This is a genomic window from Actinomadura sp. NEAU-AAG7, assembly GCF_018603865.1.
In the GTDB taxonomy this organism is placed as follows: domain Bacteria; phylum Actinomycetota; class Actinomycetes; order Streptosporangiales; family Streptosporangiaceae; genus Spirillospora; species Spirillospora litoris.
Genome location: NZ_JAHFZY010000001.1, coordinates 1,860,461 through 1,880,109 on the forward strand (window position 1 = coordinate 1,860,461; position 19,649 = coordinate 1,880,109).

Genomic DNA, 19,649 nt, shown 5'->3' on the forward strand with positions numbered 1-19,649 from the left:
CGCCGTCGGCGGACCCCCTGCCGCAATCGGCTGACTACCATGACGTGCGTGGTGTGGGGACCGGGCTATGGCAGCGCTCCGCCGCCCAGCCCCCAGATGGGGCAGGATCCGTTCGCGGAGGCAGAGCGCGACACGAGGGCGATGGTGTCCGCGGCGTGGTGGCCGTCGGCGCCTCCTCAGCAGCGCCAGCACGCCATCGGCGGACGCGTGCTCGTCCTCCCCGACGGCACCTGGTGGCTGTTCGGAGCGTGGGCGCGCTGGTACCGGCTGCACCCCTCCGACGGCCAGTGGTACCTGTGCCCGCCGCCGCGCACGCCCGCGGTCCGCATGGCCGCCCGTCCCGGGCAGGGGGTCGCGCAGGTCCCGAACCTGCCGCCGCACGTGGTCCCGGCCGGGCCCGACTTCTCCTTCGCGCCGCCCGCCGGGCTGCCGTTCTTCGGGCACGGGTTCGCGACGGAGTTGACCGCGCGCGTCCGCGCGACGGTGGAGTCGGCCGCCGCGCTGGCCGCGCCCGAGTACCCGCACTGGTGGTCGCAGTTCACGCCGGAGACGCCGTCCACCGTGGCGGTCGCGTGGGGCGTGATGCTGTGGTGCGCGTCCGCGCCCGCCTTCGACGCGCGGCTGGACGCGCAGATGCTCGACCTCTGGAAGCCCTACCGCGCCAAGCCCCTCCCGGACGTCGACGGCCCGCGCTGGCTCACCCCGCCCGCGCTGGAGACGCTCGTCGGGCTCTACTCCGAGCGCCTGCGCGCGAGCCGGGTGGACGCGGCGGTGGTCGTCCTGCGGACGATGTGGGCGGTCGCGAGCGCGCTCCGCGACGACCCCCGCTTCCAGACCCGCGCGGACGCGCTGCTCGCCATCCTCGGGACGACGCTGAGCAACCCGACCGTCGACTACGGGGCGCTCCCGTACGGAGACCAGGCCCTCGTCCAGCAGTGGCTGACGCGGTGCCCGCCCAACCTGGTGCCCGCGCTGCGGAACGAGAGTTCCCCCGGGGACAACTTCCGGCACGCCTTCTACACGCTGAGCGAGGCCATCGCCGACCTGTCCGGTGACCCCGCCGACCCCGCGTACGTGGAACCGCGCCTGGTCGCCGCCGCGCTGCTGGCCGCCGACCTGGAGGTCGTCCGCAAGGACATGGCGGGCTCGATCGTCCCCTGGCTCGACCCGGAGATCCGCTACACCGTGCAGGCGGTCTCCGAGCAGAAGGGGCACCCGCTGCGCCGCCTGTGGCCCGTCGACATGCGGCTGCCCGAGCCGCTGCGGTCCGCCGCCGGGTCCGGGCCCGGCGCGGAGACGCTGCTGGCCGCGATGTACGAGGTGGACCTCGCCTGGTGCCGCCTCGGCGGCATGCCCGCGCGGCCGCGCGGATTCCCCGTCCCGACGGCGATCGTCGCGGGCATCATCGGACGCAACCGCGCCCGCGCCACGGCCGCGTCCCCGACGCAGGCGCCGGCCACGCCCCCGCCCAGCCCGGCGCCCTCGCAGCCGTCGCCGTTCGGCATGCAGAGCCAACCCGGGCTCGCGCCCGGCGCGTCCCCGCAGCCTCCCGGCGTGCCCGCGCAGCCCGACCGCCCGTTCGTCCAGCCGCCCGCGCAGCCGGGATGGGAGAACGCCCCCGGGCCCATGGCGCACGGCGGGCAGCAGGCCGCGTTCGCTCCGCCTGACCCGATGGCGGCCTCGCCCATGCCCGGGGAGGAGGAGCAGGACGAGGCGAGCGTCGCGCCGCCCTACACCGAACTCGGCTTCCAGCGCCCCGGCGCGCCTGCCGCGCCCATGCCGAACCAGGTACCGAATCCCATGCCGGGCGCACCGATGCCGGGGGCGCAGGCCGCCTTCGGCATGCCCGGGGCACCCGTGCCGGGGCAGAACCAGGTCCAGCCTCCGGCGCCCTACAACGCGCCCGAGCCGCCGCGGCCGTCGTACGCGCCGCCCCCCGAGCCGCCGCAGAACCTCTACCAGCCGCCGGAGCAGGAGCCCGACCACCCGGAGGAGAACTTCGCGCCGCCCTACACGCAGCTGGGCTACCAGCGGCCGGGCGAGGGGCCGCCCGCGCAGGGCCTTCCTCCGGGCGCGAACGTCCCGGCGGCCGCGATGGCAAGCCCGCCGCCGCCCCAGCCTCAGCGACAACCCCGACCTCCGCAGCCGCAGGCGCAGCCTCAGGGGACGTTCGACCCGTACGCCACCCGCCTGGAGGGCCCCGCCCCCCAGCCCGCCCCCCAGCCCGCCCAGGCAGGGCCGCCCGCCGGCCCGCCCGGCACGCGCGTGCTCGGCCCCACCGACCTGGGGGGCGACCCGGACGGCGGGCAGGGCGGCGAGGCCCCCGGCGTCGGCCCGGGGACGCGCGTCATGTCCGAGACGATGGTCGGCGACTTCGGCTTCCTGGACGACACGCCCTCACCGGAGCGGCCCGTCCACGAGATCCCGCCGCCGGAGGACCGCGGCCGGCGCCGCACGCTGGAGCGGTTCGGGATCGGCTACGTCTCCGGCGAGCACGACGCGGCCAAGCTCCTGGACGACCTGCGCGCGCAGGTCGAGGAGTGGAACGCGCCGTCCGACTCGGGCGCCGAGCGGACGCGGGTGGACGGCGCGCCCAGCTCGATCCGGCCCGGGGTCCCCGGCGTGCTGCTGGTCGGGCAGCCCCACTCGGGGCAGCGCCGGCTGGCCCGGATGATCGCGCTGATGCTCGCCGACGCGGGCGTCGGCGACGGGGCGATCCGCGCGCACGACGCCGAGGACGTCCGCGACGCCCCGGCCGAGCGGATGGCGCGCCTGCTCACGCAGCCGGGCCCGGCGATCCTGTTCGAGCGGCTGGACGTGGCGATCACCTCGGCGCTCGACCCCGCGGCCGTCGTCGGCGCGGTCCGCAGGGCCCGCCGCGACCCGGTCAACGCGACCCCGGTGATCGCGACGTGCGAGCCGCGCGCCTACAAGCGGCTCGTCCAGGACCATCCCAAGCTGGTGCAGGTGTTCCGCGTCCACCGGATGCCCGACCTCGGCGACCTCGACAACCGCATGACGCTGCTGCACCTGCTCGCCGAGGAGCGCCGCGTCACGATCGGGGCGTCCGCGCTGGAGGTCGCCCGCGAGGACCTGGAGCGCCTGCGCGGCCCCGGCGACCTCGTCAACGCCCGCCTCGTGGAGACCTACCTCGACCAGGCGTGCCAGCGGCACCTGGAGCGCGCCGGGGCCTCCCGCGACCGGCTCGTGCTGACCCCCGACGACCTCGCGGGCGTCGCCGAGGGCATCGAGCCCGCGCTGCGCCCGCCCGGCGACATCGGCGGCTACCTGCGCCGCCTCGACCAGCTCATGGGGCTGGACGCGGTGAAGGAGACCGTCCGCGAACTGGCCGAGGAGGCGGGGCTCGCGGCCGACCGGGCGCGCTACGGCGTGACCTCCGAGACCGGCCGGCACCTGATCTTCACCGGCCCGGCCGGGACCGGCAAGACGACGGTCGCGGGCCTGGTCGGCGGCATCTACGCGGCGCTCGGGCTGCTGGAGGCGGGGCACGTGGTGGCGTGCCGTCCCGTCCACCTGGCCGGACGCGACCAGGTCGACACCGAGAACCGGGTCGCGAGCATGATCGAGCAGGCGCTCGGCGGCGTGCTGCTGATCCAGGAGGCGCACCGGCTCGACCGGAGCCCGGCCGTGGTGAGCGAGCTGCGGCGGGCCATGCACGACCGCGGCGGACGGTTCGTCGTGATCTGTTCGAGCCAGGGACCGGAGATGGAGGGGTTCCTCGCGGGCAACCCCGGGTTCCGGGGCGAGTTCGGACGCGTCGTCGAGTTCACCGGAATGGCCGACAGGGAACTGGTGCAGCTCTTTCAGAACTATGCGGAACGCGACCTCTACATGCTCGACGAGGAACTGCGCGTCGAACTGCTGAACCGCTTCGCGCGGCTGCGCGAGGACCCGGCGTTCGCCTACGCGCGCACCGTCCGCGCGCTGTTCGAGCAGACGGTCGCGCGGCAGGCCGCGCGGCTCGCGGGCGCCGACGTCAACGCCGCGACCGTCGCCCGCCTCACCCCGCGCGACCTGCCCGAGTCGGCGCTGGAGCAGATGCTCGGCGACTTCCGTCCAGGCGGCTGACCTGGGATTTCGCCTCTCCGTCGCAGGTCGGCGGCCCGGCCCCGCAGGAGGCCGATCTTGCCCGCGTGTCCTTTCATGGCCGGGACTTTCGCATCATTCCCGGCCCACCCGGGAAGACCAGCAAGGAGAGTGGCCCCCGAATGGCCCTCTTGGGTCATGTGCCCGTCGGGGCGGGACGCGTAGCCTCGAACCCGGGTGTGGGGGGAACGAACGGAGGTGGACGCGGTGCGCCAATACCTCGACCTGCGCGTCCACGACCGTGTTGCGCTGGACGAGATCGAACTCTATGCCGAGATGCTCAGCGCCGTGGCGGCGGCCAAGGAGCCGCTGTCCGTCGCGGAGATCGACATGGTGCTCGGAGTACGGTCCGACGAATCCGGTCGTCGCGAGCTGACGCCGCAAGACTAGCCATGGGACTAGCAACGGGCTAGCCCCCCGGCCGGCCGACGCCGCGCAGGCAGCAGGCAGCAGGCAGCGAGAGCACCGGGGACGCCGAATTACGGGCGTCCCCGGTTCGCGTTAGGGCCCACCCCTCAGCCCGCTTTTCGGAAAGTCCGACATCGGCCTCGACCGCTTCCGCAACGTTCGGTTGGCCCGTTCCACGGCGCGTGGAAAGGCGGCCGCGGCCCGCCACCCCACCACCGGCCCGGCCGCGTTCGGTCCCGCGCGCCCCGGCTCCGGGGCCATTGCCACGCACAGTGATCATCCGATCGGGGGCCCCGGCCCGGCGAAACGGAGGCCGCCACCCCCGCGACCTCGGACGAAACGCCGCCCCCGCGCCACCGCCCGCCGGGCTGTTAGTAATCTCACTCGCCATCGCGGTCACTCTCCGTGGCATGCCCACGTGGCCGCCGGATCCCCGCCATCGCCGCAGATAGGGGGCCCTCTCACAGGTATGTACCTGGTGATCTAGGGCAATCTTGTAGGTGAGAGGATGGAGGACACCGGCCGAAGCTGGGGCAAAGGTTCTTTTTACGGCTGGTTGCGCCTACGATCCTCTGCGGACTGTTCCGGCACATCAGGAGAACGACGTGCGCTTGCGTCTCACGCCGCGTGAGGACAGCTTCTACGACATGTTCGCCGACTCGGCGAACAACCTGGTCACCGGCGCCAGGCTGCTCGTGGAGCTCATCAGCGACGGCGCCGACCGGCCCGCGATCGCCGAGAAGATGCGCGCCTGCGAGCACGCGGGCGACGAATGCACTCATGCGATCATGCGGCGGCTGAACGAAACGTTCATCACGCCGTTCGACCGGGAGGACATCTACCGGCTGGCCTCGACGATCGACGACGTGATGGACGAGATGGAGGAGGCGGCCGACCTCGTCGTTCTCTACAAGATCGAGGAGTTCCCGAAGGGCATCGTCCACATGGTGGAGGTGCTGGAGCGCGCGGCCGAACTCACCGCCGAGGCGATGCCGAGGCTGCGGTCGATGAAGGAGCTCAACGAGTACTGGATCGAGATCAACCGCCTGGAGAACCAGGGCGACCAGGTGTACCGCAAGCTGCTGGCGCACCTGTTCAGCGGCGAGTACGACACCCTCACCGTGCTGAAGATGAAGCAGGTCATCGACCGGTTGGAGGAGGCGGCCGACGCCTTCGAGCACGTCGCCAACACGGTCGAGACCATCGCGGTCAAGGAATCATGAGCACGCCGGGGGACGGCTCGACGCTCGTGCGGGAGCCGTCGGCCGGGGAGGGCGCCACGCTCGGCGAGCAGGCCACCCGGCGGGTCTCCGGCCGCGCCTGGCTGCTGCTGCTCGCGGGCGTCGCGCTGGTCACGGCCGCGGGAGCGGTCGGGCTGCGCTCGGACGCGCAGGCGGCCGTACTCGTCCTGGTCGTCGTGGTCTCCCTCGTCTTCGACTACACCAACGGCTTCCACGACGCCGCCAACGCGATCGCCACCGCCGTCTCCACCCGCGCGCTGACCCCGCGGGTCGCGCTGCTGATGGCCGCGGTGATGAACATGCTGGGCGCGCTGCTCGGCGTGGAGGTCGCCAAGACGATCAGCGAGGTCATCACCCCGCCGGACGACCTGCACGGCCTCACGGTCATCGCGGCCGGCGTGCTCGGCGCGATCACCTGGAACCTGATCACCTGGTACTTCGGGCTGCCGTCCTCGTCCTCGCACGCGCTGATCGGCGGGGTCGTCGGGGCGGGCATCGCCTCCGCCTCGACGGTGAACTGGTCGAGCGTCGTCGACAAGGTCGCGATCCCGATGGTGGTGTCGCCGGTCGTCGGCTTCCTGCTCGCCTACCTGGTGATGATCGCGATCCTGTGGATCTTCCGGCACGCGCACCCGGGACGGGTCGGCCGCCGCTTCCGCATCGCGCAGACGCTGTCGGCGGCGTCCCTCGCGCTCGGGCACGGCCTCCAGGACGCGCAGAAGACCATGGGCATCATCGTGCTCGCCCTGGTCGTCACCGACCACTCCGACGGGAACTCGGTCCCGACCTGGGTGATCGTGTCGTGCGCCGGCGCGCTGTCGCTCGGCACCTACGCGGGCGGCTGGCGGATCATGCGGACGCTCGGCCGCAAGGTCATCGAGGTGGATCCGCCGAAGGGCTTCGCCGCGGAAGCGACCGCCTCCGTCGTCCTGTACGTGACCGCGTATTTCTGGCACGCTCCAATCTCGACCACCCACACGATCACCTCGGCCATCATGGGCGCCGGCGCGACCAAGCGGCTGTCGGCGGTGCGGTGGGGCATGGCGGGCAACATCGTCCTCGCCTGGGTCCTCACGATGCCCGCGGCCGCCGCCGTCGCCGCCCTCGTCTACGGCATCGTCCACTTCTTCGGCGCCTGACCCCTGGTGGCCCGCCGTCCTCCACGGGGAACGGCGGGCCCACCCGGGTCGCTTACTTCCCGGAGATGCGGTCCAGGGGCGGGGGCGCGATGGTGCCCTGGGCGCCCAGGTAGGAGACGAGGCCGTCCAGGTCGATCGGGCCGAGGACCTGGTCCTTGCCCTGGGTGAAGACGCTGAAGCCGTCGCCGCCGCCGAGCAGGAAGTTGTTCGCCGACACCTTGTAGGCGGCGGCCGGGTCGACCGGCTTCCCGTCGATCGTGATGGCCGAGACGCGGTCGCCGATCGGCTTCGAGCGGTCGATCGTGAAGTGCAGGCCGGACGAGGGCTGGAGGATCTTCTCGGTCGTGGGCGTCCACTGCTGCTCCAGCAGCGCGTCGAGCTGCGCGCCGGTCAGCGAGGTCTGGCCCATCACGTTGCTGAACGGCTGGACGGCGAACGCCTCCCCGTAGGTCACGACGCCGTCGCCCTCCGAGCCGCTCGCCTTGTAGGTGAGGTCGGTCCGGACGCCGCCGGGGTTCATCAGCGCGACCTGGGCGCCCTTGTCCTTCATCGAGGCGAGCTGCGCGTCGGCGACGACGTCGCCGAGGGCGGTCTCACCGGCGGGGGAGGGGGCGCGGGTCAGGTCGGCGGTGATCTTGCCGATCGGCTTGTTCGCGATCGCGGAGACGCGGTCCTTCCAGGTCTGGACGAACCTCACCGTCGCCGGGTCCTCCGGGACGTCCCGCGTCACCACGTGGTTGTCGCCCCTGAGCGAGGAGCGGACGATGTCGCCCGTCCGCTTGTTCACCTGGAAGTCGACCTGCGTGATCACCCGTCCGAACGAGGAGCCGGAGGAGTACAGCCGGGGCTGACCCTTCGGGTCCGGGACCGAGCACACGTACTGCTGGTGGGTGTGGCCGGACAGCACGACGTCGATCTCGGGGTCGGCGTCGCGCGCGATGCGGGTGCCGGCGCCGGGGACGACGCCGCACTCGTCCGGCCGCGAACCCGACCTGACCTGGTCGCCCTCGTGCACGAGCAGCACGATCGCCCGGACGCCGCGCCGCTTCAGCTCGCGCGCCGACCGGTCGGCCGCCGCGACCTCGTCGTCGAACCGCAGGCCCTTGATGCCGTCGGCGGTGACGATGGACGGGGTGGTCTTGGTGACGACGCCGATGAAGCCGACCTTCACGCCGTTGACCCGGCGGATCGTCCAGGGCTTCAGGACGGGCTTGTTCCGCTTCTCCAGGATCACGTTGGCGGCGAGGTAGTCGTACTCCGCGCCGCGCCAGCGCCCGGCGGGCGAGCACCCGTCGGTGGGGTGGCAGCCGCCGTCCTGGATGCGCTGGAGCTCCCGGTAGCCCTCGTCGAACTCGTGGTTGCCGACGGCGGAGGCCGTCACGCCGACGTCCCCGAGGAACCGCACCGAGGGCTCGTCGTGGTAGGCGGCGGAGATCAGCGGCGACGCGCCGATCAGGTCGCCCTGCGCGACCGTCAGCGTGTGCCGGTCGGCCAGGCGCTTGAGGTGGGTCGCCACGTAGGTGGCGCCACCCGCTGGAACGGCGTTGCCGTTCTCGTCGATCGCGGTGCCCGAGCTTCCGGTCGGCGCCTCCAGGTTGCCGTGGAAGTCGTTCAGCGAGAGCAGCCGCACTGCCGCGGTGGGCGCGGGCCGCGCGGCGGCCGGCTGCGCCGCCACCGCGACGACCGTCACGGTGGCGGCGGCGCAGGCCAGGATGGTGCGTCGTCGAGTCATTTTCCGCACGCTAGGACGGCCCGGCATACGCGCCCCGGCGACCCAATGACAGTTTTGTGACGTTTTCATCAGGATCAGGCGGACGGTCCGCCCCCGCCGGACGCCTAGGCTGGTGGCCGTGAACGAGACCGACGGCGTGCTCGCCGCAGCCAGGGCCGCGGCCGGCGCCGACGGCGTCGCCCCGCTGTCGGAGCACGCGCTGCTCGCGGTGCGCGCCGGGCGTCCCGGCCTGGTCGTGGCCGAGGGCGGCGCCGTCGTCGGCTACGGCCGCCTCGACCCGGCGACCGGCGACGAGCCCGCGTCGGCGGAGCTGTTCGTCCATCCCGACCACCGGCGCCGGGGGCACGGGCGCGGGCTGCTGCGCGCGCTCCGCGAGCGGGCCGGCGGGCCCCTGCGCGTCTGGGCGCACGGTGACCTGCCCGCCGCCGCGGCGCTGGCGTCCGCCGAGGGCATGGCCCGCGCGCGGGCCCTGTTCCAGATGCGCCGCCCCGCCGGGGGACCGCTCCCCGAGCCCCGGGTCGCGGACGGCGTCACCCTCCGCACCTTCCGGCCCGGCCAGGACGAGGACGCCTGGCTCCGGGTGAACGCCCGCGCGTTCGCGTCCCACCCCGAGCAGGGCGCCTGGACGATCGACGACCTCCGCGAGCGCGAGTCCGAGCCGTGGTTCGACCCGGCCGGATTCTTCCTCGCCGAGCGCGACGGCGACCTCGTCGGCTTCCACTGGACGAAGGTGCAGCCGGACGGCCTCGGCGAGGTCTACGTCGTGGGCGTCGACCCGTCCGCGCAGGGGCTCGGGCTGGGCCGCGCCCTCACGCTCACCGGCCTGCACCATCTGCGCGCCCAAGGTCTGCCCCGCTTCATGCTCTATGTGGACGAGTCGAACACCGCCGCCGTCCGCATGTACGAGTCGCTGGGCTTCACGCCCCACACCGTCGATGTCATGTACGCCTGACCTGATCACACCGGCCTGACCGCGGTCAAGGACGCCTGACAGGGCTCCGCCCGGCGGCGGCCGCCGTTCCGACGCAGGTCAGACTCCTGCTTGCGGAACGATCGTCGGGCGCGTGCGCGTTCCCCACGACGGCGGCCAGTCAAACCTGGTTTGCCGAATCCGGGCGACCCTTTGGAGCCCGTGAGCTGCGGTGTTAACCCCCTGGTCACGGCAAATCGGGACATTCTTCGTAGCTCTGCCCGGCGGCGTTCATGATTCGTTCACCTGGATCGGGGTGGCTGGTCACCTGCCCTGCTTAGCGTCACTTCCGACGGCAACCCCGCCACCTGGCCGAACCGCGCCAGCGTGACGGTCGGGGGAACCTGCCCGACGAAATCTGATGAGGAGACCCTCCGGTGAAGAACGGTTCTCGACTCGCCGCCCTTGGCGGTGTGGTCGTCGCGGGGGCGCTGGCCCTGTCGGCCTGCGGAAGTGACGACAACACGACCGAGGCCAGCAGCAGCAACGCGCCGTCCAGCCAGATCGACTGTGCGAAGAGCAGCGCGAACGCGGCCGGGTCCAGCGCCCAGAAGAACGCCATCGAGGAATGGACCAAGATCTACGCACAGCAGTGCAAGGGTGCCAACCTCAACTACAACCCGAACGGTTCGGGCTCCGGCATCCAGGCGTTCACCGCGGGCCAGGTGGCCTTCGCCGGCTCCGACTCGGCGCTCAAGCCCGAGGAGGTCGGCCCGGCCAAGCAGCGCTGCCAGGGCTCCAACGCCCTCAACCTGCCGATGGTCGTCGGCCCGGTCGCCGTCGTCTACAACGTCCAGGGCGTGGACGGGCTGAAGCTGTCGCCCGAGACGATCGCGAACATCTTCGCCGGCAAGATCAAGAAGTGGAACGACCCGGGCATCGCCAAGGAGAACGAGGGCGCCAAGCTCCCCTCCTCGGACATCAAGACGATCTACCGCTCGGACGAGTCGGGCACCACCGACAACTTCACGAACTACCTGCACACCACCGCGCCGAAGATCTGGACGTGGGAGAAGGCCAAGAAGTGGCCGAACTCGGTCGGCCAGGGCGCGCCGAAGTCCGACGGCGTGACCAGCCAGGTCAAGAACACCGCCGGCGCGATCTCCTACGTCGAGCTGTCGTACGCGACCAACAACAAGCTCCAGACCGCGCAGGTGAAGAACGGCGCCGGTGAGTACACCACGCTGTCGCCGGAGAGCGCGTCCAAGGCCGTCACCGGCGCCAAGGTCGTCGGCACCGGCAACGACGTCGCGCTGAAGATCGACTACACCACCAAGGAGCCCGGGGCCTACCCGATCGTCCTGGTGACCTACGAGATCGCGTGCGAGAAGGGCCTGCCGGCCGAGCAGTCCAAGTTCGTCAAGTCCTTCCTCACCTACACCTCCAGCGCCGACGGCCAGAAGGTCCTGACGGGCCTCGGCTACGCCCCCGTCCCGGACAGCGTCCTGACCAAGGTCCAGGCGTCCGTGAAGGCCCTGGCCTGAGGCAGCCGTCCTGACGACCGATGACGACACCAGCAGCCCCGCCGCCGAGGAGCTCGGCGGCGGGGCCGGTCTGGGTTCCGCCGATGTGATCCAGGGAGGACCCCCCGTGACCAGCGAGACCGGCGTCGAGGCGACCGCCGGCGCAAGGCACCGCGGCGCCACAAGCCTGCGGATGAGCACCGGCCGCGCCGGTGACAAGATCTTCGTCTCGGCGGCCCGGGGCTCGGGCATCGTCGTGCTGGCGATCATGGCCGCGATCGCGGTCTTCCTCGTCTGGAAGGCGATCCCGGCGCTTCAGGACAACAAGGCGAACTTCCTCACCGCCGAGGAGTGGAACCCCAACGCGACCGAGCCAAGGTTCGGCATCGCGCAGCTCGCGTTCGGCACGATCGTGTCGTCGCTGCTGGCGATGCTGATCGCGACGCCGATCGCGATCGGCATCGCGCTGTTCATCTCGTTCTACTCGCCGCGCAGGCTGGCCTCCGCGCTCGGCTACGTCGTCGACCTGCTCGCCGCCGTGCCGAGCATCGTGTACGGGCTGTGGGGCCTCGCCTTCCTGTCCAAGCACATGGACGGCATCAGCACGTTCCTCAACGACGTGCTCGGCTGGATCCCGCTGTTCGGCGGCGACTCGCCCGGCAAGAACTCGATCTTCACCGCCTCGGTGGTGCTGGCGATCATGATCCTGCCGATCATCTCCTCGATCACCCGCGAGGTGTTCCTCCAGGTCCCGCGGGCCAACGTGGAGGCCGCGCTCGCGCTCGGCGCCACCCGCTGGGAGACGATCCGGCTCGCGGTGCTGCCCTACGGCCGCTCCGGCATGATCGGCGCCTCGATGCTCGGCCTCGGCCGCGCGATGGGCGAGACGATCGCGGTCGCGATGGTGCTGACCTACGTGCCCGGCATCAACATCCACCTGCTGGAGAACGGCGGCGCGACGTTCGCCTCCAACATCGCCAACAGCTTCGACGAGGCCACGGCCACCGGACGCGGCGCGCTGATCGCCTCCGGTCTCGTGCTGTTCGCGATCACGCTCGTCATCAACATGGTCGCCCGGGCCGTCGTCGCCCGGCGCAAGGAGTTCGTGTGAGTTCCCTGACCACCCCCTCCCGCGCGGCCTCGCTCGGCTCGGTCTCGCTCGGCCGCAAGATCAAGGACAGGGCCGTCCAGGGCCTGGTCTACCTGGCCTTCGCGCTCGCGCTGATCCCGCTGGTGTCGGTGCTGTGGACGGTCGTCGGCAACGGCGCCAAGCGCCTGGACGCCGACTTCCTCAACCACTCCATGAACGGGGTGAGCGGGCGCGACACCGGCGGCGGCGCCTACCACGCCATCATCGGCACCCTCGAACAGGTCGCGATCGCCAGCCTGATCGCGGTGCCGATCGCGGTGCTGACGGCGATCTACCTGGTCGAGTACGGCGCGAACGGGCGGCTGGCCCGCGTGGTCAGCTTCTTCGTCGACGTCATGACCGGCATCCCCTCGATCGTCGCGGGCCTGTTCGTCCTCGCGCTGTGGCTGCTCACGCTCGACTTCGGCTTCTCCGGCCTCGCGGGCGCGCTGTCGCTGACGATCCTGATGATCCCGACGGTGGTCCGGGCGACGGAGGAGATGCTCAAGCTGGTGCCGAACGAGCTGCGCGAGGCGTCCTACGCGCTGGGCGTCCCGCGCTGGCGGACGATCCTGTTCGTCGTCGTCCCGACCGCGCTCACCGGCATGATCACCGGCATCATGCTGGCGGTGGCGCGGGTCATGGGCGAGACCGCCCCGCTGCTGCTCACGATCTTCTTCACCAAGGCGATCAACACCGACCCGCTCTCCGGGCCGCAGGGCTCGCTGCCCACCTTCATCTGGGAGCAGGCGAAGGACCCGAGCCAGAACTCGATCGACCGCGCCTGGACCGGCGCCCTCGTCCTGATCCTCATCATCATGCTGCTGAACCTGGTCGCCCGCATCATCGCCGGACGGCGCGCCCCCACCGGCCGCTGACCCCCCAGCACAACTGGCACGACCTGGCCTGACCCACCCGACAAGGAGCATTCACCCCATGGCCAAGCGGATCGAAGTGTCCGGACTGCACGCCTACTACGGCGGCGTCCACGCCATCGAGGACATCTCGATGACGATCGAGCCGCGCTCGGTGACGGCGTTCATCGGGCCGTCGGGCTGCGGCAAGTCGACGTTCCTGCGCACCCTCAACCGGATGCACGAGGTCATCCCGGGCGCCCGCGTCGAGGGCAAGGTCATGCTGGACGACGAGGACCTGTACGCCTCCTCGGTCGACCCGGTCGCCGTGCGCCGCGTCGTCGGCATGGTCTTCCAGCGCCCGAACCCGTTCCCGACCATGTCGATCTACGACAACGTCGCCGCCGGGCTGAAGCTCAACGGCGTCCGCCGCAAGAGCCAGCTCGACGAGATCGTCGAGGAGTCGCTGCAGGGCGCCAACCTGTGGAACGAGGTCAAGGACCGGCTGGGCAAGCCCGGGGCGGGCCTGTCGGGCGGTCAGCAGCAGCGCCTGTGCATCGCCCGCGCCATCGCCGTCCAGCCGCAGGTCATGCTGATGGACGAGCCCTGCTCGGCGCTCGACCCCATCTCCACGCTGGCCATCGAGGACCTCATCGGCAAGCTGAAGAGCCAGTACACGATCGTCATCGTCACCCACAACATGCAGCAGGCGGCCCGCGTCAGCGACCGCACCGCCTTCTTCAACATCGCGGGAACGGGCCAACCCGGCAAGCTCATCGAGATCGACGACACCAGCAAGATCTTCACCAACCCGGAGCAGAAGGCCACCGAGGACTACATCACGGGCAGGTTCGGATAGCTGCGTTCATGGCATCGCCCTTGGCGTCGGGCGCTGGGCGCCCTCCTTCGGCGGGCACCGCGGCGATCGCCGGCATCGCTCCGAACTCGCCTGGCGGCTCGCTTCGCGATCAGATGCCTGCTTCGCTCGCATCCGCCTTCGGGGGCGATCGCGGTGCCGGGGTCCTCGGCGGCCGCGGGAGTTGCCGGGGTCAGGCGGGGGCGTGGGTGTTCTCCTCGGTGTCGCCCGGGTCGTGTTCGGGGACGAAGCGGTAGCCGACGTTGCGGACGGTCCCGATGAGGGACTCGTACTCGGCGCCCAGCTTCGCGCGGAGGCGGCGGACGTGGACGTCGACGGTGCGGGTGCCGCCGAAGTAGTCGTAGCCCCACACCTCCTGGAGGAGCTGGGCGCGGGTGAAGACCCGCCCGGGGTGCTGGGCGAGGTACTTCAGCAGCTCGAACTCCTTGAACGTGAGGTCGAGGACGCGGCGGCGCAGCCGGGCGGTGTAGGTGGCCTCGTCGATGGTCAGCTCGCCGCTGCGGATCTCGCCGGGGGCGTCGTCGTCCTCGCCGGCGGCGGCGGCGCGTCCGGCGGCGAGGCGGAGGCGGGCCTCGACCTCGGCGGGCCCGGCGGTCTGCAGGAGCAGGTCGTCCAGGCCCCACTCGCTGCTGAGCGCCGCGAGGCCGCCCTCGGTCACGACGCCGAACAGCGGGGCGTCCAGGCCCGTGGTGCGCAGCAGCCGGCACAGGCTCTTGGCCTGGACGAGGTCGCGCCGCGCGTCCACCAGGACGACGTCGGCGGGCGGCGCGTCGATGAGCGCGGACGCCTCGGCGGGCGCGACGCGCACCGGGTGCAGCAGCAGCCCGAGCGCGGGCAGGATCTCCTCGGAGGGCTCCAGTGCGCTGGTCAGCAGGAGCAAGCTGCTCACGTGCCGCCTCCTCGTCCCAAAAGGCGTAGGACCCAGGCGGCTCATCGTCTGAGCCCCGGCACGGTCGGCGGCTCGAAGACGAGGTGACCATGAAGGCTCTGATGAACTCCATGGCCTCGTCGCCCGGATCCCTCCCGGTGAGCATATCCGAGGCGGTCTCACGGCAGGCGGAGCGGCGGTGCCGGAACCGGGATGAGACGCTGTCCTCATGGCCACGGGAACGATCCGGTACTGGGCGGCGGCGAAGGCCGCGGCGGGCGTCCACGAGGAGCCCTACGACGCGGTGACGCTCGCGGACGCCGTGTCGGCGGCGCTCGCGCGGGACGGGCGCGGCGAGGAGTTCCGCCGCGTCGTCGGCCGCAGCTCGTTCCTCGTGGACGGCGACCCGGTCGGCACCCGTCCGCACGCGTCCGTGGCGCTGCCCGAGGGCGGCGTCGTCGAGGTGCTGCCGCCCTTCGCGGGCGGCTGAGCGGGCGGCTGAGCGGGCGGCTGAGCGGGCGGCTGACCGCCGGGCCGCGCGCGCCCCGCGCCCAGCTCACGGGACTACGCGGGTCATGCTCCGAACCTACGGGCGGCCCCGGCGATCTCATTCTGCGGCGCGACCCTTTTGGTGTGGTCCGCGCACTATCGTGTGGGCCGATCGCGTGCCGTCGCCTGAAGGAGTGACATGCGGAAAGTACTGCTGGTGCTGCTGATCCTGCTGGTCGTCGGCGTGGCCGCCGCCGACCGGATCGGCGTCCGCGTCGCGCAGGACGAGATCGGCAAGCAGGTCGCCGCCGAGTACAACCTCCCCGAGCGGCCGGACGTCACGATCCACGGCATCCCGTTCCTGACCCAGGCGATCGGCGGTGACTACGGCCACATCGACGTGAAGATCGGCGTCTGGACGAGCGAGGGCGTCACCGTCAACGACGTCAAGGTCGACATGCGGGACGTGAAGGCGCCGCTCCCCGACGTCCTGTCGGGCGGCACGGCCAACGTGGTCGCCGGCAAGGCCACCGCGTCCGCCGTCGTCCCCTACGAGGCCGTCCAGAAGCAGGCGCCGAGGCAGGTCAAGAGCATCAAGCCGAAGGGCGACGACCTGGAGCTGGAGATGACCGGGACGATGTCGGGCATCCCGGTCGCGGGCACCGCGGTCGTCTCGGCGAAGCCGACGGCCAAGGGCATCGCCGTCACCCCGGTCTCCTTCACGTCGAGGGCGGGCGCGCAGGTGCCGATGGCGCTGGTGCGCGGGCCGCTGACCTGGGTCGTCCCGATCCCGGAGCTGCCCGTCGGATCGCGGATCAGCAAGCTGGAGCCCACCGAGGCGGGGCTGCGGGTCGAGGCGACCGCGACCGACGTCCGGCTGAACGACCCGGAGCGGTCGCAGCGGCTGAAATAGGCCCGCCGGGTTGTGAACCGGGCGGGGAGGGCGTACGTGTCAGTGGTGTGGGTCCAACCGCGGATGAGCGTTTGCTGCGCGTCCTGTACAGCGAGCACGGCGGTCCCCTACTCGGCTACGTCCTGCGCCTGACCGGCGGGGACCGCACCCAGGCGGAGGACGTCGTGCAGGAGACGCTCCTGCGCGCCTGGAAGCATCCTGAGGCGCTCGCGGGACGTCCGGTGCGGCCGTGGCTGTTCACCGTCGCGCGCAACCTCGTGGTGGACGCGCACCGGGCCAGGCGCGCGCGGCCGCCCGAGACCGGCATCGACGAGCAGGTCCTGATGACGGAGTCGGGTTCGGACGACATCGACCGGGCGCTGGAGTCCTGGACGGTGGCCGAGGCGCTGGCCCAGCTGTCGCCGCCGCACCGCGCCGTGCTGGTGGAGACCTACTACCGGGGCCGGTCGGTGGCCGAGGCGTCCAAGACGCTGGGCATCCCGCCCGGCACGGTGAAGTCCCGCACGTACTACGCGCTGCGGGCGCTCAAGCTCGCGTTGGAGGAGCGGGGGCTCGCGCCATGAACGACTGCACGGAGGTCCGCACCTCCCTGGGGGTGTACGTGCTGGGCGCGATCGACCCGGTCGAGCGCGGCCAGGTGGAGGCGCACCTGGAGCGCTGCCCCGCCTGCCGGGACGAGCTGGCCGGGCTCGCCGGGATGCCCGCGCTGCTCGGCCGGGTGGACGAGGCGCAGCTCAGCCAGATCACCGGCCCGCCACCCGAACTCCTGGACGGCCTGCTGGCCCGCGCGGCCGAGCGACGGAGGGGATGGCTCGGCCCGCTACGGCGGTGGTCGGGCGAGCGGGGCCCGCGTCTCGCGTGGGCTCCGCTCGCCGTCGCCGCGTGCCTGCTGGTGCTCGCCGGTGCGCTGTTCGGCGGCATGGTGTTCCCCTCCTCCGGCGGAGACCAGCGGGCCGCGCCGCCCGGCACCTCGGTGTCGCCGGGCCCGCCGTCGCCGACCAGTACGGGGGAGCGGATCGCGGCCGAGAGCCCCAACAGCAAGGTCAAGGGCTTCGTGATGCTCCGCAAGAAGAAGTGGGGCACCGAGGTCGAGCTGTATGTGTCGGGCGTCCCGAAGGGGTCGCGGTGCCGGCTGCTGGTGATCGCCCGCGACGGCCGGCGGGACGCGCTCGGGAGCTGGTACGTCCCCTACGACAAGGGCTACGGCCGCTACTACGGCTCGACGATGTTCCCCCGGGGCGCGCTGTTCTCCCTGGAGATCGTGGGCCTGGACGGCACGCCTCTCCTCACGATCCCCACCTGATCCCGCGTCCCCCGGAAGAATCCCGGGCACGCGCGGGTTGTCCACGGGGATGGAAGGCGTACTGGTCGCCGCCGCGGTCCTCGCGGCGGCCACGTTGTTCGGCCTGCTCAGGCGGCGCCGCGACGGAGTGCTGCGCGCGTCCTCCCGCGTGCGGGAGGGCGGCGGCGTGCACACCCTGAACCCGGACGAGCTGGGCGCCGACCTTGGGGCGAAGGCCACCCTCGTCCAGTTCTCCAGCGCGTTCTGCGCGCCCTGCCGCGCGACCCGCCGCGTCCTCGGGGACGTCGCGGGCATGGTCGAGGGCGTCTCCCACGTCGAGCTGGACGCGGAGTCGCACCTGGAGCTGGTCCGCAGGCTCAACGTGATTCGGACCCCCACCATCCTGGTTCTGGACGCGGCCGGGCGCGTCGTCCGGCGCGCGTCCGGAACCCCCCGCAAGGCCGACGTCATCGCCGCGCTGGGCCTGGCGATACCCGACGCGTGAGCCCCCTCCGGGCTCCGCCGTCCCCGTTGTTGACCTGCGGGAAGACGAATGTAACTGTCTCGCAAGGCGAGACGGATGTGACAGGGCGTCGATTGTCGGCTTACCATCGTGTCCGTGCGTTACTGGACAGAGCAGATGCTCACGAAGCGCCGCGCGGTGGATTTCTGCCGCGTGGCCGCCTCGCTCTGTCGCATGGCCTGAGGCATCGAGCCCGTTCGCCCCGAGCACTCCGTTTCCAGCTCGTACGCACGTTTCCTCCACTCTGGAGCACCCCGATGCAGGTCGATCCTCGTGGGCAGCGCTTCGCGGCGGCCGCCACGACGGTGGTACTGGTCGCGGTCCTGGTATGGGGAAGCGGGGCCCTGCTCGCCGCCCAGGCCGTCGTGTTCGCGCTCGCGACCATCCTCGGCCTTCGGTACGCCCCGTACGGACTGCTCTTCGCAGTGCTGATCCGTCCCCGTCTGGCCCCGCCCAGGGAGCTTGAGGACGCGGCGCCGCCCCGCTTCGCGCAGGGCGTCGGCCTCGTGTTCGCCCTGGTCGGAACCGTCGGATACGCGACGGGGACCACATGGCTCGGTATCGGTGCCACCGCCCTCGCGCTGGGAGCGGCCTTCCTGAACGCCGCGTTCGGGTTCTGCCTCGGCTGCGAGATGTATCTGCTCGTCCGGCGCGTCGCCGCGCGGCTCGGAGGAGGTGAGGGGGCGCCCTCGCCCCAGCGGCACTGATCCGCGCGGCACCCGCACCATCAGCACCACCCGCACCACCGCAAGACCCGGCACCACAGCACAACCGCGAAGATTCGCTCCGACAGGGAGGTACCCGCATGAGCCGTTCCGACGTCCTGGTGGACGCCGAATGGGTCGAGTCCAACCTCGACTCGCCCGGTCTCGTTCTCGTCGAGGTCGACGAGGACGTGTCCGCCTATGACAAGGGCCACATCCGTGGCGCTGTCAAGATCGACTGGAAGACGGAGCTGCAGGACCCGGTCCGCCGCGACTTCGTCGACAAGACCGGCTTCGAGCAGCTGCTGTCCTCCAAGGGCATCGCCAACGACGACCTGGTGATCCTCTACGGCGGCAACAACAACTGGTTCGCCGCGTACGCGTACTGGTACTTCAAGCTGTACGGGCACGAGAAGGTGCAGCTTCTCGACGGCGGCCGCAAGAAGTGGGAGCTGGACTCCCGCGAGCTGGTCACCGACGTCCCGTCCCGTCCGGCCACCGAGTACAAGGCCAAGGACCAGGACCTGTCGATCCGCGCCTTCCGCGAGGAGGTCGTGGACGCGATCGGCACCAAGAACCTGATCGACGTCCGCTCGCCGGACGAGTTCAGCGGCAAGCTGCTCGCCCCGGCGCACCTGCCGCAGGAGCAGGCGCAGCGGGCCGGGCACGTCCCGACCGCGCGCAGCATCCCGTGGTCGAAGGCGGCCAACGACGACGGCACGTTCAAGTCCGACGAGGAGCTCCGCGAGATCTACGGCGCGGCCGGGGTGGACCTGAGCAAGTCCACCATCGCCTACTGCCGCATCGGCGAGCGCTCGTCCCACACCTGGTTCGCGCTCCGCGAGCTGCTCGGCCTCCAGGACGTCAAGAACTACGACGGCTCCTGGACCGAGTACGGCTCGCTCGTCGGCGTCCCGATCGAGCTCGGCGAGCCCAAGTAAGTCCAGCCA

Annotated in this window: 19 protein-coding genes; 17 read left to right on the forward strand and 2 right to left on the reverse strand. The window is 71.8% G+C overall.

The window, feature by feature from the left end:
- The first annotated feature begins 48 nt into the window (after positions 1 to 48).
- From KLI87_RS41455 to KLI87_RS08525, 4 genes are all read left to right on the forward strand, one after another.
- Positions 49 to 4,089 carry an AAA family ATPase gene (locus tag KLI87_RS41455; RefSeq protein WP_214616444.1) on the forward strand — a complete coding sequence of 1,347 codons (4,041 nt, stop codon included), beginning with the start codon at positions 49 to 51 and terminating at the stop codon, positions 4,087 to 4,089.
- A gap of 216 nt (positions 4,090 to 4,305) precedes the next feature.
- Positions 4,306 to 4,497 (forward strand): hypothetical protein, encoded by a 192-nt coding sequence (locus KLI87_RS08515; protein ID WP_156214035.1) that lies wholly within the window; start codon positions 4,306 to 4,308, stop codon positions 4,495 to 4,497.
- Positions 4,498 to 5,120: 623 nt separating this feature from the next.
- The gene (locus KLI87_RS08520; RefSeq protein WP_214616445.1) at positions 5,121 to 5,738 is read left to right on the forward strand and encodes a DUF47 domain-containing protein; all 618 of its coding nucleotides are present in this window, start codon (positions 5,121 to 5,123) and stop codon (positions 5,736 to 5,738) included.
- Positions 5,735 to 6,895, forward strand: coding sequence for an inorganic phosphate transporter (locus KLI87_RS08525; protein WP_156214034.1), 1,161 nt, complete (start codon positions 5,735 to 5,737; stop codon positions 6,893 to 6,895). Before KLI87_RS08520 ends, KLI87_RS08525 begins: the two co-directional genes overlap by 4 nt.
- Positions 6,896 to 6,947: 52 nt before the next feature.
- On the opposite strand, the gene KLI87_RS08530 is transcribed toward KLI87_RS08525, so the two are convergent.
- On the reverse strand, positions 6,948 to 8,627 hold the full coding sequence (locus KLI87_RS08530; protein ID WP_214616446.1) for a bifunctional UDP-sugar hydrolase/5'-nucleotidase: 1,680 nt from the start codon (positions 8,625 to 8,627) through the stop codon (positions 6,948 to 6,950).
- Between the two features lie 109 nt (positions 8,628 to 8,736).
- Here KLI87_RS08530 and mshD point away from each other — a divergent pair, with 109 nt between their 5' ends.
- The 5 genes from mshD to pstB all read left to right on the forward strand — a co-directional run bounded on the left by mshD (position 8,737) and on the right by pstB (position 13,902).
- Complete coding sequence (gene mshD, locus KLI87_RS08535) at positions 8,737 to 9,579, forward strand: mycothiol synthase (protein ID WP_156214032.1); 843 nt, start codon at positions 8,737 to 8,739, stop codon at positions 9,577 to 9,579.
- Positions 9,580 to 9,974: 395 nt separating this feature from the next.
- Complete coding sequence (pstS, locus tag KLI87_RS08540; RefSeq protein ID WP_214616447.1) at positions 9,975 to 11,081, forward strand: phosphate ABC transporter substrate-binding protein PstS; 1,107 nt, start codon at positions 9,975 to 9,977, stop codon at positions 11,079 to 11,081.
- A 106-nt stretch (positions 11,082 to 11,187) separates the two neighbouring features.
- Positions 11,188 to 12,171, forward strand: a complete 984-nt coding sequence (gene pstC, locus KLI87_RS08545) for a phosphate ABC transporter permease subunit PstC (protein WP_242891195.1) — start codon at positions 11,188 to 11,190, stop codon at positions 12,169 to 12,171.
- Entirely contained in the window at positions 12,168 to 13,067 is a 900-nt protein-coding gene (gene pstA / locus KLI87_RS08550; RefSeq protein ID WP_308165902.1) for a phosphate ABC transporter permease PstA, read from the forward strand. The genes pstC and pstA overlap by 4 nt, the downstream gene beginning before the upstream one ends.
- Positions 13,068 to 13,125: 58 nt before the next feature.
- Positions 13,126 to 13,902 (forward strand): phosphate ABC transporter ATP-binding protein PstB, encoded by a 777-nt coding sequence (gene pstB, locus KLI87_RS08555; RefSeq protein ID WP_156214031.1) that lies wholly within the window; start codon positions 13,126 to 13,128, stop codon positions 13,900 to 13,902.
- A gap of 190 nt (positions 13,903 to 14,092) precedes the next feature.
- Here the strand turns inward: pstB and KLI87_RS08560 are convergent, their stop codons facing one another.
- A complete protein-coding gene (locus tag KLI87_RS08560; protein WP_214616448.1) occupies positions 14,093 to 14,809 on the reverse strand; it encodes a response regulator transcription factor in 717 nt (238 codons plus the stop codon).
- Positions 14,810 to 15,017: 208 nt separating this feature from the next.
- Between KLI87_RS08560 and KLI87_RS08565 the strand changes: the two genes are divergently transcribed.
- The 8 genes from KLI87_RS08565 to KLI87_RS08595 all read left to right on the forward strand — a co-directional run bounded on the left by KLI87_RS08565 (position 15,018) and on the right by KLI87_RS08595 (position 19,640).
- Complete coding sequence (locus KLI87_RS08565) at positions 15,018 to 15,278, forward strand: MoaD/ThiS family protein (RefSeq protein ID WP_156214029.1); 261 nt, start codon at positions 15,018 to 15,020, stop codon at positions 15,276 to 15,278.
- Between the two features lie 198 nt (positions 15,279 to 15,476).
- A complete protein-coding gene (locus tag KLI87_RS08570) occupies positions 15,477 to 16,190 on the forward strand; it encodes a DUF2993 domain-containing protein (RefSeq protein ID WP_156214028.1) in 714 nt (237 codons plus the stop codon).
- 74 nt (positions 16,191 to 16,264) lie between these two features.
- Positions 16,265 to 16,753 (forward strand): sigma-70 family RNA polymerase sigma factor, encoded by a 489-nt coding sequence (locus KLI87_RS08575; RefSeq protein ID WP_372492435.1) that lies wholly within the window; start codon positions 16,265 to 16,267, stop codon positions 16,751 to 16,753.
- On the forward strand, positions 16,750 to 17,493 hold the full coding sequence (locus tag KLI87_RS08580; protein WP_156214026.1) for an anti-sigma factor: 744 nt from the start codon (positions 16,750 to 16,752) through the stop codon (positions 17,491 to 17,493). The genes KLI87_RS08575 and KLI87_RS08580 overlap by 4 nt, the downstream gene beginning before the upstream one ends.
- A 49-nt stretch (positions 17,494 to 17,542) precedes the next feature.
- Positions 17,543 to 17,977 carry a thioredoxin family protein gene (locus KLI87_RS08585; protein WP_156214025.1) on the forward strand — a complete coding sequence of 145 codons (435 nt, stop codon included), beginning with the start codon at positions 17,543 to 17,545 and terminating at the stop codon, positions 17,975 to 17,977.
- A gap of 135 nt (positions 17,978 to 18,112) precedes the next feature.
- Positions 18,113 to 18,178 carry a putative leader peptide gene (locus KLI87_RS41860; RefSeq protein WP_353819285.1) on the forward strand — a complete coding sequence of 22 codons (66 nt, stop codon included), beginning with the start codon at positions 18,113 to 18,115 and terminating at the stop codon, positions 18,176 to 18,178.
- Between the two features lie 74 nt (positions 18,179 to 18,252).
- Positions 18,253 to 18,702, forward strand: a complete 450-nt coding sequence (locus tag KLI87_RS08590) for a DUF4395 domain-containing protein (protein ID WP_156214024.1) — start codon at positions 18,253 to 18,255, stop codon at positions 18,700 to 18,702.
- Between the two features lie 98 nt (positions 18,703 to 18,800).
- Positions 18,801 to 19,640, forward strand: a complete 840-nt coding sequence (locus KLI87_RS08595) for a sulfurtransferase (protein WP_156214023.1) — start codon at positions 18,801 to 18,803, stop codon at positions 19,638 to 19,640.
- Positions 19,641 to 19,649: the final 9 nt, after the last annotated feature.